Here is a 15,095-nt window from a genome sequence, read left to right on the forward strand (position 1 = left end):
AATAACATGCTGTTGTTACTTAGAGATTACAGGTGCGGGATAGAGCAGAATGATAAATCATTCGTCGGACTCGCAAATACCTGAAGTCCAAGGTCGTCGGTTCAAATCCGGCTTCTGGGACTCTAAACATACAGGCGCGGGATGGAGCAGCCTGGTAGCTCGTCGGGCTCATAACCCGAAGGTCGTCGGTTCAAATCCGGCTCCCGCAACCAATTCTTTGAATTGGCTGACTTCTTAAATTAAGTGAGAAGTAAAATAAACTTAATATTCAGGCGCGGGATGGAGCAGCCTGGTAGCTCGTCGGGCTCATAACCCGAAGGTCGTCGGTTCAAATCCGGCTCCCGCAACCAATTTTTATAAAGATTGGTGTAATGTTGGAACTATAAAGGTCGTCGTCACGGCGTGAGGCATTCACTCTTCACCTTCACAGCTCCAGCAACCAATTCTTTGAATTGGCTGACTTCTTAAATTAAGTGAGAAGTAAAATAAACTTAATAATTTCAGGCGCGGGATGGAGCAGCCTGGTAGCTCGTCGGGCTCATAACCCGAAGGTCGTCGGTTCAAATCCGGCTCCCGCAACCAACTGAAATTAATACGTAACATTAGGCACGCGAAAGCGTGTTTTTTTATACCTGAACTTCAGGTTCATAGCCCAAAGGTCGTCGGTTCGCCCTCAAAGTTCACAGCTCCCGCAACCAACTGAAATTAAAAATTAATCTGTAATACTAGACACGCGAAAGCGTGTTTTTTTATGCCTGAACTTCAGGTTCATAGCCCAAAGATCGTCGGTTCGCCCTCAAAATCCACAGCTCCCGCAACCAACTGAAATTAATACGTAACATTAGGCACGCGAAAGCGTGTTTTTTTTATACCTGAACTTCAGGTTCATAGCCCAAAGATCGTCGGTTCGCTCTCAAAGTTCACAGTTCCCGCAACCAACTGAAATTAAAAATGAATATGTAATACTAGACACGCGAAAGCGTGTTTTTTATGCCTATAAGAAAGTGAAGGTGCTCTTGAGTATCGAAAAAATCTTTTTATCTCATCATAATGTTTGTCCTAATAGGTAATAATACGAAATCATTGCCTATTAATAATATGGTTTCTTGCTTCAAAATAGCTCTCTTGATTAAACGGATTGATATTTTCCTTCTGCTACGTTTAGTGACTTGCATAATCTTCTCTTAAAAGATTGAAACGTTTATGTTACAAGGTAGGTAAAATTACTTTTTAGTTACAAGTATGACTGAACTTTACCACTGGTTTGACTTAATTGGCGTGGCTGTATTTGCTGTATCAGGTACGCTGCTGGCCTATGATAAAAAAATGGATGGCTTTGGGGTTGTTGTACTTGCCACCGTAACGGCAATTGGTGGTGGTACGTTGCGTGACTTAATCCTAGATGTTCCTGTTTTTTGGTTACATGATCAAAGCTATTTTTGGGCTATTTTATTTTCGGTATTTGTTACTACACGTTTAATTAATAAGCAGCGTTCGATTGAATTTAATACGCTACAGATAGCAGATGCATTTGGTCTGGCGTTTTTTGCTGTTATGGGCGCTCAAAAAGCAATGTTGGCAGGTATGCCTGACACAACGGCTATTATTATGGGCGTTATTACAGGTTGCTTCGGCGGCATGATCCGTGATGTGCTTGCAGGTAATATGCCTATGCTATTAAAAGGTGAGTTATACGCAATTACCTGTATTGCAGGCGGAGTCGCTTATACGCTGGGTATTTCTTTTGGTTTTGTAACAGAGCTTGCGATGGTGATTGCAATGCTAGTGACGCTTGTTTTACGACTGGCGGCGATGAAGTGGCGGTTAACGTTGCATATTTTTAAATATTCTGATTAAACTATAACTTAGGACTTGTTATAGGGACAGATGAAACGTGTCATTAGCTCGTATTTTCTCTCGTGCACAAATAGGCGTACAAGCACCAGAAGTCATAGTTGAAGTGCATTTAGGTAATGGTTTACCGGCTTTTCATATAGTTGGTCTGCCCGAAACATCTGTGAAGGAAGCGAAAGATCGCGTAAGAAGCGCACTTGAAAACTCACAGTTTGGCTTTCCTGATCAGCGGATCACGGTTAATTTAGCACCCGCAGACTTGCCTAAAGAGGGAGGGCGCTTTGATTTAGCCATCGCCGTAGGCATCTTGGTGGCATCAGGGCAGATTAGTTGTCCCGATATTCATCGTTATGAATTTTATGGTGAGCTTGCCTTAAATGGGGAAGTAAGAGGCGTGAATGCGATTTTGCCCTCCGTGCTCGGTGCTAAAGAGAAAGGCCGTTGTTGCTTTCTTCCTGCCGATAATGACTCCTTGGCGAGTCTTGTTTCTGGGGTCGCACGAAAAGCAGTATATTCTATTCAGGATGTCTGGAACGACTTACTTAACCAGCAACCTCTTCCTTTGAATATTGAATACCCAGAGCAGGAATTAGATAGGGAGTCTCTACTCGATTTAAGCGATGTTAAAGGGCAACCAGGCGCGAAACGCGTATTAGAAATTGCCGCTGCTGGTGGGCATAATTTGTTATTTTTAGGCCCTCCGGGTACAGGCAAATCTATGCTCGCACAGCGTATGCCGACAATTATGCCCGCCATGTCTGACGATGAAGCGATTAGTACCGCAGCGCTTTATTCAATTATTGGTCAATCAGTCGATTTAGCGAATTGGCGTGAGCGTCCCTTTCGCAATCCTCATCATACGTGTTCAGCAGTCGCACTTGTTGGTGGTTCGTCAAACCCAAAGCCAGGGGAAATTTCATTAGCCCACAATGGAGTGCTTTTTTTGGATGAGCTGCCTGAATTTGAGAGAAAAGTACTCGACTCATTGCGTGAACCTATGGAAACGGGCGTAGTAACGATATCAAGAGCCGCGAGGCAAATGGAGTTCCCTTCGCAATTTCAGTTGATTGCAGCCCTTAACCCAAGCCCAACAGGTAGCCACACAGATAAGCGAGCGACGCCCGATCAAGTGCTACGTTACTTATCTCGGGTGTCAGGGCCATTTATCGATCGTATTGATTTACAAATTGAGTTGCCAAGATTAACCAGTAGCCAACTACAAAGTACTGAAATAGAAGAAAGCAGTGAGCAAGTTCGCTCACGTGTTGAGCGTGCCTACGCAATTCAGCTTGAAAGACAAGGCAAAGTGAATGCGCGTTTGAATAATAAAGAAATGAATCGTTACTGTATTTTAGCAGCCGCAGAGCTTCAGTTTTTAGCTAAAGCCAGTGAAAAACTGGCTTTATCGCCTCGCTCTTATCATCGGGTAATTAAAGTGGCACGCACCATCAGCGATTTAAAAGCGCAGCCAAATATAACCTTAAGTGAGCTAAAAGAAGCATTAAATTATCGGGCATTTGAGCGGCTAATTAGTCAGCTAACGCAACTCTAAAAGTTTAAATCGATAACATGTAACCTTTACCACGCACTGTAACAATACGCTTCTGATCCTTTTCATCACTTAATTTTTTACGTAGTCGACCAATCAATACATCGACGGTGCGATCACTTGGGCTCCAATCTGGTTGACCAATCTCTTCAGATATCTTTTCACGTGATGTTGCTTTGCCCGCATTTGCAATTAAGCAAATAAGTACTTTGTGTTCAGCTTCTGTTAGGCGCGACTCTTCACCGTTGGGGGTAATCAAGGTACGATTATCAGGGTGTAGCTTGAAGTCGGCATATTCAATAAACTCTTCGCTTTCATCATCGTTTTGAGAGCTCTTTAGACGTTTGTGAAGGGCACGCATTCTAAGTTCGAGCTCAAGTAAGTCTACGGGCTTACATATGTAGTCATCTGCACCTTGGGCAAGCCCTGCAATGCGATCGGCTTGAGAGTCTCTGCTTGATAGCATAATTACGCCAATTTCTGTGAGCGCGTTGAGTTCTTTTGCTAATAGCAGACCATCACGTTTGGGTAGTACTATATCGATGACAGCTAAAGAGATTGCATTTTGTGAAGGGGCGCGGGATTGCACAATGCCCAGTGCATCGGCACCTGTTGAGTCTACCTCAATCTCAAATTCAGTCTCTTTAAAATGGTTGAGAATACGTTTGACGAGTAGCTCGTCATCTTCAACCAATAAAACTTGAATAGTCATTAGCTTCTATTTCACACTTGATTTGTTGTTATGTTAGCACTGTATGACAAAGAGTGAGAAGTGTAATGGATAGGTTTATAACTATTTCTTACAATTTAATTAGTTAGGTGTCGTAAAGTGAAAGAAAAGTTGAGTACTTTTGTAGTACTCAACTATATAAAAATCTACTTTTCAGCGTAAAGGTATTGCCACCATTGTGGCTGCTCTTTTAGATTTTTATCGAAATAAGCGAGCATGGTGTCCCACCAATCAAAGCGTTTGTCGCGTGCAAATATCTGATGGTCTGCGCCTTTGTACTCAATGAGTTCGACATCTTTTCCTAGTAACTTTAATGCCGTGTACATATTGTGACTTTCCCCAACCGGTACATTCGTATCCGAATCACCATGCAGTAATAATAATGGTGTGGTCACCTTGTCGGCATGAAAAACAGGACTATGTTGGCTGTAAAGGGCTGGGTTATTCCAAGGATAGCTATTTTTAGACGCCTCGTTAGAGTATAAGTACCCCCACCAGCCTTGTCCCCAATACGACGTAATATTAGAAATGCCAGCATGGGCGATTGAGGCACTAAACATATCTGTTTTGGTAGCCAGTAGCATAGTCATAAAGCCACCATAGGACGCACCTAAGTTGCCAACACGTTTGCTATCTACGAAGTGATACTGGTTTAAAAACGCCTTTGTGCCATCGATGATATCGTTCGCTGTGTACTCACCCCATGCATTTACGTGTTTAGCTGAGAACTCTTGGCCAAAGCCTGTTGCGCCCGTTGGTTGCACAACATAAACAACATAGCCATGCTCAGCCCACAAGTTAAATGGATAACGACCTGTAAAACCACGAGTAACGGGTGATGTACCGCCATAATAATAGACCAGTGCAGGGTATTTTTTGCTTTTATCTACGTTGTGCGGCAAGTAAACGCGGCCTTTAATTTCAATACCGTCTTTATTGGTAAAGTTAAACTCTTCAAGTGAGGCAATGGCAGTATCTTTATAGGCGATCGGTTTTGAATCCCACAATATTTTCATTTTCGCGCGGCTGTTACCTAGGCTTAGTTGTTTCAGTTGCTGAGGTGTTGAAGCTGTAGTGCCAGTGAGCAAAATGCTGGGGTTGCGTTCTTTTGAATAACTAAATTGCTCAACAACATCAAAGCCGGCGTTCACCTTATTAAAGCGCTTTTTACTGAGGTCATACTGGTAAAGTTGTACTGTATCTTGTTCTGTAACTTTTATAAGTGCATCACCATTTTCAAGTACATTGAGTTGGCCAATTGCAGGATTAAATTCTTTGCTTAACGCTGTGGCTTTTTTACCATCACGACTTAAAAGGTAAAGTTGCCCATCGTAGTTATTAGCAAGCATGCCTTGTGGTAGGTTACGCCCTAAACCATTGTTAAAGTCAGGGCCTGCCGTTACATAAATCCCTTCGTTTGTGTATTTAGCCTGATTAAAGGTTTTAAATTGACCAAGTACATTGAGCGCTGATGTCGCCAGGTTTAATTCAACCAGCTCAGTTGCTGGCTCGGGTGATAGTTGCATTGCTTGTGCTGAGCGACTCATTAATATGCTGCCACGTTTGGCATCAAAGTCTTCAAGTGAGTGGCTAAGTGGGCCTTGGCTTACTATTTTGCTAAGACCTGTGGCAATATCAAGTAAATAGACTTGTGATGTCGTACGAGCATACGACCAGCGATCTTGTAGACCTTGATAGTGCTTAGTGAGCTTACCATTATCTTCAGGTGATTTTGACCAGCTAAAGATCAAGCTGTTTTGGTCATAAAATTGAAAGCCGTTCGCTCCAGAGAGGTTTTTAGCGATGACACTCAGCTGCATGGTTTTTAGATTTAAGCGCTTAAGCTCACCATTTAATAGATACACTAAACGTTTGCTGTCAGGGCTCCAAGTTATACTACTTGGCTGAGCTGACTCGAAACGATACAGAGTATTGTTCTTGGCGTCTTTAAGCTCTGTAACATATTGAGCTTGGTTGGCGGTTGCATCTTCGTAATGACGTTTGCTCGTGATAAAATAATCGCCACTGGGTGCCATTGACACAAAGCTAATTGTCGGCGCATCGAATAATTGCTTAGCCGATAAACCATGTTGCTGTTTAGCGCTAAATTGTATAGCGTCTAGTTCAGATTTAGCTGTAAAATCAAGCTCCACCTGATTCCAGTTTGCGACTTGCTCCGTAACGATAACAATTTGATGATCGCCTTGGCTTAAGGCTAATTCGTAGGCTTGATTTTTTTCTGTTTGTTTTTCGCCATCAATAAATAGCTGAGCGTTTTCAATGCCTTTTAAGGTCAATGTGCCTTGACTGAATCGATCTGTTGACGCTGTGAATTTAAGTGCTTGTAACCCTCCAAGGGTTAACGCACTGACTTTGTCGAATGCTTGCCAGTCAACGTCATTACCAAACAAATGTATACTGTCACTGCTTGTTTGTAAGCTTGGCAATAAGTTTGCGATGATGGCATCGCGATGATCGGTTTGATACGGCTTCAGTTGCATATCTTCTGCAAGTGGGCCAATAAACTGAATGGCTGATTTGTCGATTGGGTCTGCCAAAGAGGTTGTGCTTAGGGCACTGAGTACGAATGCACCCAGTGTTATTTTTAAATGGGTAGACTTACTCTGCCAAGTTCTTCTAAATGTCATAATTGAGCCTATAGTCGGTAATTTGAGCTAATATAGCACGCGCTAAAAAAGCCAAAAAGTGCTCTGCGTTAGAATGCAATCAGGGTTTGAGGTTAAGTCATACACTTGTTAAGGTGAGCAAGTTACCCCAAAGTGAGGATAGATAGTGACACTTTTACTTGTTTACATGGTCGTCGCCATTACGATTTCGTTTTTGTGTTCTGTGATGGAGGCGGTGTTATTAAGCATTACGCCCAGCTATGTTGCATTAATACGTAAACAACAGCCTCATTTAGCTAAACGTGTCTCCAAACTTAAAGATAATATAGATCAGCCGCTTGCCGCTATTTTAACTCTCAATACCATTGCTCATACCGCAGGTGCTGCGGGGGTTGGGGCTCAAGCAGCCGTGGTTTTTTCTGATGCTGCCGTGGGCGTTGCATCAGCTATTATGACGTTATTAGTGTTGGTGCTGTCTGAGATCATCCCTAAAACATTAGGCGCTAATTATTGGCGCGCTCTGACGCCTATTGTCAGCCTTGGCTTAGTTGGCTTGGTGTTTATGTTAAAACCCTTTGTCTGGTTTGCAGATATTCTTACTCGTTTCTTAGGTCGAAATTACGATGAAGCTTATTATATTCGTCAAGAAATTGAAGCTATGGCGGATATTGGAACGGAATCGGGAGCGCTTGGTCAGGATGAATCTGAAATAATAAGAAGCTTATTGCACTTTCGCCACGCTAAGCTCGATACCATCATGACACCACGTACTGTATTGTTCAAAGTACATAAAGATTTAACCGTTAATCAGTACTTGTCTGAATATGGCTCTTCGTCATTTTCTCGTGTACTGGTGTATGATCAAAATGGCGATGATATTATTGGCTTTGTGCATAAGAACGATATTATGCTTGCTTATCACCGATTAGGCGAAGACTATAAAATCAGTAAGTTAGTAAAACCTATCTATACTGTGCCAGAAACATTACACGTGCCAACCTTGCTTGAAACACTGTTGACAGAACGTACTCATATTTGCCTAGTTGTGGATGAGTACGGGGATGTGCAAGGAATTGTCACCCTTGAAGATCTCATTGAAGCGTTGATGGGCCTCGAAATAGTTGATGAACATGATCAGTCAGCTAATATGCAGCATGTTGCCAAGCAGCGTTGGCGACAGCGCCTAGAAAGTAGCAATACGATTGTTAGTGATGATAAGCGTAAGCCCTAACGCCTATAGCCAGCCGCCGTTTTAACCATTTGCCGCCATGATAAAGACCAATTTAAAAAGTCGTCTTTGGATTTTGGTCGGCATAGTAAAAAACCTTGCATAAGAATGAACTCTTTATACCTATCAAGGTAATCAAGCTCTTCAACGCGCTCGATGCCCTCTGCAACAATCGCTAAGTCCTCTTGTATGGCAATATTTACTAAACTACTGACGATAACTTGTGAAAATTGATCGGTTTCAATATTGCTGATCAAGGTTCTATCAATTTTTATTTCAGTAAAAGGCAGCGTTTTTAGTTGCTGTACGTTTGTAAAACCTGTACCAAAATCATCAAGGGATATGCCAAAGCCCCTCATGCGTAAGCGGTTAAGCGTTTCTAGCTGTGCAGCACTTCGTAAAGCATATTGTTCTGTTATTTCTAATATCACTTCACTGGGAGTGAGTTTATTAAGGTGTAGGATCAGGGCTAACTTATCAGGGCAGCTTAAGTCTTCTAACTGGGAAGGTGATAAATTGAATGCCAGCTTTAAGTTAGGATCAAAATGCTCTTTTATCTCATTAAAGTCATTGGTTGCTTTTTCGAATAACTGAAAAGTGATGAGGTTAATGAGGTCTAAGTCTTCAGCAATGCAGATAAATCGATCTGGCAAGACGACTTCATCTTCTTTACTGGTGTTTATACGTGCCAATACCTCAATGCTTTCTACCCGATTATCATGGCGATTGATTTTGGGCTGATAATAAGGAAGCACTTCATTGTGACTTATCGCATGCAGGAGCAGCGACTCTGAAATAGGTGATTTTGTACGTTCAATGTGAACAGAAAAATGCTCAAGTTTTTGCAGCAATAAATAAACCTGATTCAATTGTACAGGTTTCGAAATGTTGCCAATCAAGTGGGCGTTATGCTTACGTGCCAAATCTGCCGCTAAATCAATGACTTTTGGATCCATTTCAGAAATAATGGCTATCGCACCATTGTATTTCATTTCACCTAAGTGTCGAATAAGCTCCATCCCATCCATATCTGGCATATTTAAATCTGTAAATACGGCATCAAAGTAATGGGGTGCTTTTTTGATTTTATCCAACGCATCAGTTGCACTTAAGCAGGTTGTGATATTTGTTATCTCGAGCTCATTTAGTATGGCTTGCATAACAATTAAAATTGCTTTGGAGTCATCTACTACAAGTATATGTCGGTTTGATTTCACCTTATTCACTCCATGAATAAATTAATCTTCTTTAAAAGTAGTAGGAAAAAAGGAGTTCGTCATGTTTTATAACTGGTCAGTGATGAAAAAAAACGCTACTTTAAGAATATTGTCAATAATCCGGAATTTTGCTTTTTCCAAATGTAATAGCTTAATACAACAATAGCGTTTAAAATCATTATGATAACGATACAGCTAAGTCTAGCAGATGAAATTTTTACCTTGCACCTTAAAGGTTCGCAATTAGTAGGACTTTTTCATCATCAACAAGCTATTACCTTTGAGTCGCCCAAGCAGTATATGTATGAGTTTGACTTTCGAGGTGAGCGAGTCGGCTTAGATACGTGTAATGTTGATAACCGCTGCTTAGCTATTTACATAAATCAGCAGTTTGCTCACCGATTAGTGATACCCACGATGACACCTACTAAACCCAAAAGAAGCGTTATTGGCCTTGTCGCTTTAGCGTTTAAATTATTTAAAAGTGCAAAAGTTGTTAAAGCAGCACTTGCTGGAGCATCCGTAGCGGGCTATGCATGGCTATTCTCGATAGAGTTTGCGTTGATGCTAATAGGGTGCTTGGTTGTACATGAATATGGGCATGTCAGAGCGATGAAGTATTTTGGTATAAAAACCAAAGGTATTTACTTAATTCCATTTGTCGGCGGGCTTGCTGTTTCAGACGATAAAATTACGACCCGTTGGCAAGATGTTGTTATCTCATTGATGGGGCCAGCATTTGGTTTGATCACATCAGTACTGGGTGTGGTGCTTTATTACGCAACTGAGATGGAAATATTCGCGGGTGTAGCAGTATTAAGTGCACTACTTAATCTCTTCAATTTATTACCAATTCTCCCTCTAGATGGGGGGCATGTGCTGAAAAGTATTAGTTTCTCAATGCGCTCGTGGATTGGCCTAACAATGTGTTTAGTGGGTGTGTTATTAGGCCTTTGGCTTAGCTACACTTTCGGACTGACGTTGTTAGTGTTTTTCTTGTTTATTGGTGCGCTGGAAATACTTTTTGAGTGGCGTGAACGCCATAATTCACACCTTGTACCATTAGATACTTATGGGCAAACCTTCTCAACTGTGATGTATGCGCTGGTGGTCGCAGGCCATGTAGCCGTGATGATGCACTTTGCTGATTCACAAAGCGCAATCTTAAGCCTACCAATGAAAATTTTATCAAGTTAGTTTATTGTTTTCGCGCTGAGTTAATTTGAAATAGCACTATAAAATTAATCGGAATGTTCCTGAGCCATTTATTCGAATTTACTGACATGAACCCTCTATATTCCGTACTTATTTTAGGAGTTATCCTATTTACATAAAGTAGGGTAGAAATTTAAGTTAAATATCTGTGCTTTCCGATTACTTTGCAATTGCATGAGCACCACTTACGAGTCACGCCAATGGAAAGCTGTTTAAGGCTGAAATTATGTGAGAACAAGGCACATTGATTGGAGTGCTCGTTTAAAGTTTAAATCATTATGATTCCTTACTACATTTAGGGCGCCTTATCACTCTATCCGTTTTGGAGGTATGAAATGAAGCATCTCTACCGCGTATTATTTTTACTAATATCTACAGGAGTGATTACATATATAGGCATTGAATTTAAGCTAAATAAGAGCATACCGGAAACACTATCATTAGTTTGTATAATCTTTTTAAGTTTTTCTATCGGTTTCTATGTAGGTAGATATGAAAAAGCTAGTTTAATGGACGCTGGTATAGCGAATGATACAGCGTGAAAGTAAACACTTGTTTGCTCTCAAAAACTTAAACATGTTACTTTTTATGGACTTTTTAGGAAAGGTTAGGACACACGAATCCGACTTTATAAAATATACAGATAAAAATTATGGGACGAATAAGTAAGCTTTTGGTATATAAACTGAACCAGTACGAAACGGTTAAATAAACAACCTTGTTTCGAACACTAAAAGCTAATCTCAGAGCTATTCCCTAAGCCTCGCTATGTATCCATTGCGATATTTTTATTGGCTTAGTAAAACGGGTTTATATACTTTAGCCTTATTTTAAGGATAAAAACTCAGCATTAGCGCAATAAACACACCGGTGATCACCAGTTGCACTAAACAAAAGCCCATAATATCTTTTGCTTTTAGTCCTGCTATCGCAAGTACAGGTAGGGCCCAAAAAGGCTGAATGAGGTTTGTCCATGCATCACCCCAAGCAACGGCCATAGCAACACGGGGTATGTCGGCACCGAGTGTTTGTGCCGCAGGTATGACGATAGGTGCCTGAACAGCCCATTGGCCTCCACCCGATGGCACAAATATATTCACAAAACCAGCGCTTAAAAAACTCCAAAATGGCAGTGTTTCGGCTGTGGCTATTGCGATGAAGCCTTCGGAAATTTGCTGAGCTAGGCCGGTGTTAACCATGATAGCCATAATGCCTGCGTAAAATGGAAATTGCACTACGATTCCAGCACCGCTTGGGATTGCTTGCTGTAGGCTTGTGAGTAAGTTATGAGGTGTTTGGTGCAGTAAAATAGCGCTGAATAAGAAAATGGCGATAACACTATTTAAATTTAAGCCACCGTTACTCAGTACAAAGTAATAAACTAGATAGCCAAGGCCGATGAGTCCCATCCCTATACCCAGTATGCGGCTATGCTCAATGACTTCAGCAGGACGGCTAGGGGTTACCGACTGAGTCGGTTCATCATCTAGCTTTGCAGGGTCAATATATATACTGTCTTTGTTGCTTGGCAACATGTAGCGGTTTACAAGTGGCATGACAATAAATAAGCCAATGACAATTGCGATATTAAACCCTGAAAAAATAGTACTGTCCGTACCTATTACGCCGATACTTTGCTCTGAAAAGTGCCCCTCTGTTGCGATAGTCAGTGGTACTGAGCCTGCCAAGCCACCATGCCAGACAATAAAGCCTGAATAAGCACTGGCAACGAGTAACCTGTAATCAACGCGAACTTGTTTGGCAATCGCTTTTGCAAACAAAGCTCCTATTACTAAACCAAAGCCCCAGTTGAGCCAGCTTGCTAATAATGAAACGAACGTAACCAGTATAATTGCCTTGGCAGGTGTACTAGCCAAGGCCGCCAGCTTGGTTAATAGATGTCGCATGACAGGCGTACTTGCCAGCATATAACCGGTTAGTAATACTAACAGCATTTGCATGGCAAATTGCAATAAGTTCCAAAAGCCGCTTCCCCAAGCCGTTAAAATTTGTATCGGTGTCGATGGTGTGAAAATACCAGCAACGATAAAGCTTAAAAAAGTTAATAAAATTACAAAAATAAATGGATCTGGTAGGTAACGCTCAACCAGTTTTGTGAATGGCTTTGCAACATGATTTAGCATAATTTTTATTGTTGTCAGTAAATTGATTGTGCCAATTAATCATGAAAATAACTAATTGGCAAATCGACATTCTGTGGTGGGTTTACATTGGGCATCCCAAAAAGTGCTCATCAGGATTTTTTTGCGTTATTTAAAAGGGCAATTATTTATAAGGCTATTTTTGTTGCTCGAGTACAGCTCTTAAACGCGATTGTACTTCCTCGACAAGTAAAATAGGTTGAAACTTAGACAAGAAGGCATTACACCCTACCTTTTCAACCATTGCTTGGTTAAAACTACCACTCAAAGAGGTATTTAAAACGATATGTAGGTTTTTTAGGCGGCTATCTTGGCGAATTTCATGGGTGAGCCTATAACCATCCATTGCCGGCATTTCAGCATCGGTAATTACCATCAGTAATTCTTTTTCAACATCCTTGCCCTCGTCTGCCCAGCCTTTTAGCATCTCTAATGCTTCAAGGCCATTACGTGCAGGAATTATTTCTATACCTAATTGAGTTAGTGTATCACTTACTTGTTTGCGCGCAGTCGGGGAGTCATCGGCATGTAAAATTTTACGACCTGTGAACTCGTTGACTATATTTTGATCTAAAATGTCATCGCTGATTTGCACTTCGTATTCGATAATTTCAGCCAAGACTTTTTCAACATCGATAATCTCAACTAGGTGCTCTTGATTATCACGTTTAATTTTTGTCAGTGCAGTTAGGTAATGGTTTTTACCAATAGCGGTGGGTGGTGGCATAATGTCAGACCATGTCATATTGATAATCTGATCGACTTTGCCAATTAAAAAGCCCTGTACGGTGCGATTGTACTCAGTAATTACTAAGTTAGTATCTTCAATGTGTTTCGCCTCAGGCATGTTAATCGCTTTACGTAAATCGATCACAGGAATAGATTCACCACGGATATCGACAACACCAGATACTTTAGGATGTGAATTGGGTATTTTGCTTAAGTGGGGAAGTTTAACAACCTCTTTGACTTTGAATACATTGAGCGCAAATAAGTGGCGGCTGTGTAGATAAAACAGCAAGAGCTCTAAACGATTTTCACCAACTAATTGTGTACGTTGATCGACTGAAGCTAGAACACCAGACATATTGCACCCTTAAGACTTAATACAGAGAAAGTATAGTCTACTATTATTTTTCATCGACAGACATTAAGAATTTTCCACCAGTTGCTAAAACCTATGCATTACAGTACCGTATCGGTTAATTTCTTCTAAGATACATTGCAAGGATTATGCATCATATTTTTAACCGCTTAGTGGTACTTATACGCAGTCATATTGATCAGGTTAGCTGGCAGGCTGTGGTAATAACAACACTTTTCCATATGTTGCTTATTTGGTGGTTACTCGTGCTTGCAGGGGAGCAGGATCTCACGCCAATTAGCACCTACTTTTACTATTATGTTGTCACGACTTCTACAGTCGGTTATGGCGACTTTAGTGCCAGTACAGAGCTAGGACGCTGGATCGTTGCACTGCTACAAATTCCTTTTGGTTTGGCATTATTTGGTGTTCTGTTAGGAAAAACAGGGCAAACAGTTACTTACTTGATTAGGCGCGCTATGACGGGTGATAAAAGCTTCTCACATATTAACAATCATATAATTATCTTCGGTTGGCATGATACGCGGACAAAAAAGATGATTGACTATATTTTGGCAGATAACAAGCGTCTTGATCGACGCATATTATTAGCAGTGACCGAGCAAATGGAACATCCATTTCTAGCCAATACACATGTTGATTTTGCTCGCTTAAGTAGTTTTACCGATATTGATGAGTTAAAACGTGTGGCTATAGAGCGGGCAGATAAAATTATTATTGATGGTCAAGACGATGACCAAACATTCACAACGGCATTACGCATCAGTAAATTGGTCAATGAGCAGTGCCATATTAGTGCTCATTTTGATGATGAAACTAAAATTGAGATGCTACTTGAGCATTGTAATAATGTTGAATGCAGTAGTTCTAAGTCTGCAGAAATTCTTGTACGTTCGATGCAAGACCCAGGTTCAAGCCGTGTGCAAGAAGAATTATTATCTACGCTACACGGTGACACGCAATTTAGCTTGCCAATACCTAAGGGTGTAAAAGCCATGACGTTTGGTAATTTATTTCATCACTTTAAACAAAGTCATGATGCGATTTTGCTTGGTGTGGCGCATAACTTAAGTGCTCAGAATATGGATTTAAACCCACCTCTGGATTATACCGTCAGTGAGGGGGATATTTTGCACTACATCGCCGTTGAACGTGTACTTAGTAATGAAGTTGATTGGTCTTCATTGGTGAGCGAATGAATGAAGTTGCGTTTTTAATTATTGTATTGAGTGCGTATATTTTGCCTGTGGTGATTGTTTTAAATAGCAAACGCACTCAGGGGCATGAAAAAAATGCATGGTTAATAGGGATTATCTTGTTTTCGTGGTTAGCACTTATCATGTACTTAACCATCGTGCCCAAGCATGGGCACGTTAAAAAAAATAAAAAGGCGAAAAGTAAACACTAA

The 15,095-nt window shown here is 41.0% G+C and carries 11 protein-coding genes and 3 tRNA genes; 9 read left to right on the forward strand and 5 right to left on the reverse strand.

Features of this window, described 5'->3' with window-relative positions; translation table 11 throughout:
• The first annotated feature begins 135 nt into the window (after window positions 1-135).
• From L0Z67_RS00885 to L0Z67_RS00905, 5 genes are all read left to right on the forward strand, one after another.
• Window positions 136-212: transfer RNA gene (locus tag L0Z67_RS00885), tRNA-Met, on the forward strand.
• A gap of 61 nt (window positions 213-273) precedes the next feature.
• Window positions 274-350: transfer RNA gene (locus L0Z67_RS00890), tRNA-Met, on the forward strand.
• A 155-nt stretch (window positions 351-505) separates the two neighbouring features.
• Window positions 506-582 (forward strand) — tRNA-Met (locus L0Z67_RS00895).
• Window positions 583-1,242: 660 nt separating this feature from the next.
• On the forward strand, window positions 1,243-1,857 hold the full coding sequence (locus tag L0Z67_RS00900) for a trimeric intracellular cation channel family protein (protein WP_062568185.1): 615 nt from the start codon (window positions 1,243-1,245) through the stop codon (window positions 1,855-1,857).
• Between the two features lie 37 nt (window positions 1,858-1,894).
• Complete coding sequence (locus L0Z67_RS00905; protein WP_062568186.1) at window positions 1,895-3,406, forward strand: YifB family Mg chelatase-like AAA ATPase; 1,512 nt, start codon at window positions 1,895-1,897, stop codon at window positions 3,404-3,406.
• Window positions 3,407-3,410: 4 nt separating this feature from the next.
• On the opposite strand, the gene L0Z67_RS00910 is transcribed toward L0Z67_RS00905, so the two are convergent.
• Together L0Z67_RS00910 and L0Z67_RS00915 are read right to left on the reverse strand one after the other, a co-directional pair.
• On the reverse strand, window positions 3,411-4,115 hold the full coding sequence (locus L0Z67_RS00910) for a response regulator transcription factor (protein WP_062568187.1): 705 nt from the start codon (window positions 4,113-4,115) through the stop codon (window positions 3,411-3,413).
• Between the two features lie 164 nt (window positions 4,116-4,279).
• The gene (locus L0Z67_RS00915) at window positions 4,280-6,781 is read right to left on the reverse strand and encodes a prolyl oligopeptidase family serine peptidase (protein WP_405128360.1); all 2,502 of its coding nucleotides are present in this window, start codon (window positions 6,779-6,781) and stop codon (window positions 4,280-4,282) included.
• A gap of 145 nt (window positions 6,782-6,926) precedes the next feature.
• Between L0Z67_RS00915 and L0Z67_RS00920 the strand changes: the two genes are divergently transcribed.
• Window positions 6,927-7,991, forward strand: coding sequence for a hemolysin family protein (locus L0Z67_RS00920; RefSeq protein ID WP_062568189.1), 1,065 nt, complete (start codon window positions 6,927-6,929; stop codon window positions 7,989-7,991).
• Here the strand turns inward: L0Z67_RS00920 and L0Z67_RS00925 are convergent.
• Window positions 7,988-9,214 carry an EAL domain-containing protein gene (locus L0Z67_RS00925; RefSeq protein WP_405128361.1) on the reverse strand — a complete coding sequence of 409 codons (1,227 nt, stop codon included), beginning with the start codon at window positions 9,212-9,214 and terminating at the stop codon, window positions 7,988-7,990. The two genes, L0Z67_RS00920 and L0Z67_RS00925, sit on opposite strands and share 4 nt — an antisense overlap.
• A 174-nt stretch (window positions 9,215-9,388) precedes the next feature.
• On the opposite strand from L0Z67_RS00925, the gene L0Z67_RS00930 reads away from it, so the two are divergent.
• Window positions 9,389-10,402, forward strand: a complete 1,014-nt coding sequence (locus L0Z67_RS00930) for a site-2 protease family protein (protein WP_405128700.1) — start codon at window positions 9,389-9,391, stop codon at window positions 10,400-10,402.
• 848 nt (window positions 10,403-11,250) lie between these two features.
• On the opposite strand, the gene L0Z67_RS00935 is transcribed toward L0Z67_RS00930, so the two are convergent.
• On the reverse strand, window positions 11,251-12,564 hold the full coding sequence (locus tag L0Z67_RS00935) for a short-chain fatty acid transporter (protein WP_237114692.1): 1,314 nt from the start codon (window positions 12,562-12,564) through the stop codon (window positions 11,251-11,253).
• Window positions 12,565-12,718: 154 nt separating this feature from the next.
• Window positions 12,719-13,669: a chemotaxis protein CheV gene (locus tag L0Z67_RS00940; protein ID WP_237114693.1), complete on the reverse strand. Its 951-nt coding sequence runs from the start codon at window positions 13,667-13,669 to the stop codon at window positions 12,719-12,721.
• Window positions 13,670-13,815: 146 nt separating this feature from the next.
• On the opposite strand from L0Z67_RS00940, the gene L0Z67_RS00945 reads away from it, so the two are divergent.
• On the forward strand, window positions 13,816-14,886 hold the full coding sequence (locus tag L0Z67_RS00945; RefSeq protein ID WP_237114694.1) for a potassium channel family protein: 1,071 nt from the start codon (window positions 13,816-13,818) through the stop codon (window positions 14,884-14,886).
• Entirely contained in the window at window positions 14,883-15,095 is a 213-nt protein-coding gene (locus tag L0Z67_RS00950; RefSeq protein WP_062568194.1) for a hypothetical protein, read from the forward strand. The genes L0Z67_RS00945 and L0Z67_RS00950 overlap by 4 nt, the downstream gene beginning before the upstream one ends.

Source organism: Pseudoalteromonas sp. PB2-1 (genome assembly GCF_045040605.1).
Taxonomy (GTDB): domain Bacteria; phylum Pseudomonadota; class Gammaproteobacteria; order Enterobacterales; family Alteromonadaceae; genus Pseudoalteromonas; species Pseudoalteromonas arabiensis.

Bases quoted from the DNA above. Each gene is read 5' to 3' on its own strand.
- L0Z67_RS00950 (WP_062568194.1), top strand. From the start codon at position 14,883: ATGAATGAAGTTGCGTTTTTAATTATTGTATTGAGTGCGTATATTTTG.
- L0Z67_RS00910 (WP_062568187.1), bottom strand. From the start codon at position 4,115: ATGACTATTCAAGTTTTATTGGTTGAAGATGACGAGCTACTCGTCAAA.
- L0Z67_RS00915 (WP_405128360.1), bottom strand. From the start codon at position 6,781: ATGACATTTAGAAGAACTTGGCAGAGTAAGTCTACCCATTTAAAAATA.
- L0Z67_RS00945 (WP_237114694.1), top strand. From the start codon at position 13,816: ATGCATCATATTTTTAACCGCTTAGTGGTACTTATACGCAGTCATATT.
- L0Z67_RS00935 (WP_237114692.1), bottom strand. From the start codon at position 12,564: ATGCTAAATCATGTTGCAAAGCCATTCACAAAACTGGTTGAGCGTTAC.
- L0Z67_RS00940 (WP_237114693.1), bottom strand. From the start codon at position 13,669: ATGTCTGGTGTTCTAGCTTCAGTCGATCAACGTACACAATTAGTTGGT.
- L0Z67_RS00900 (WP_062568185.1), top strand. From the start codon at position 1,243: ATGACTGAACTTTACCACTGGTTTGACTTAATTGGCGTGGCTGTATTT.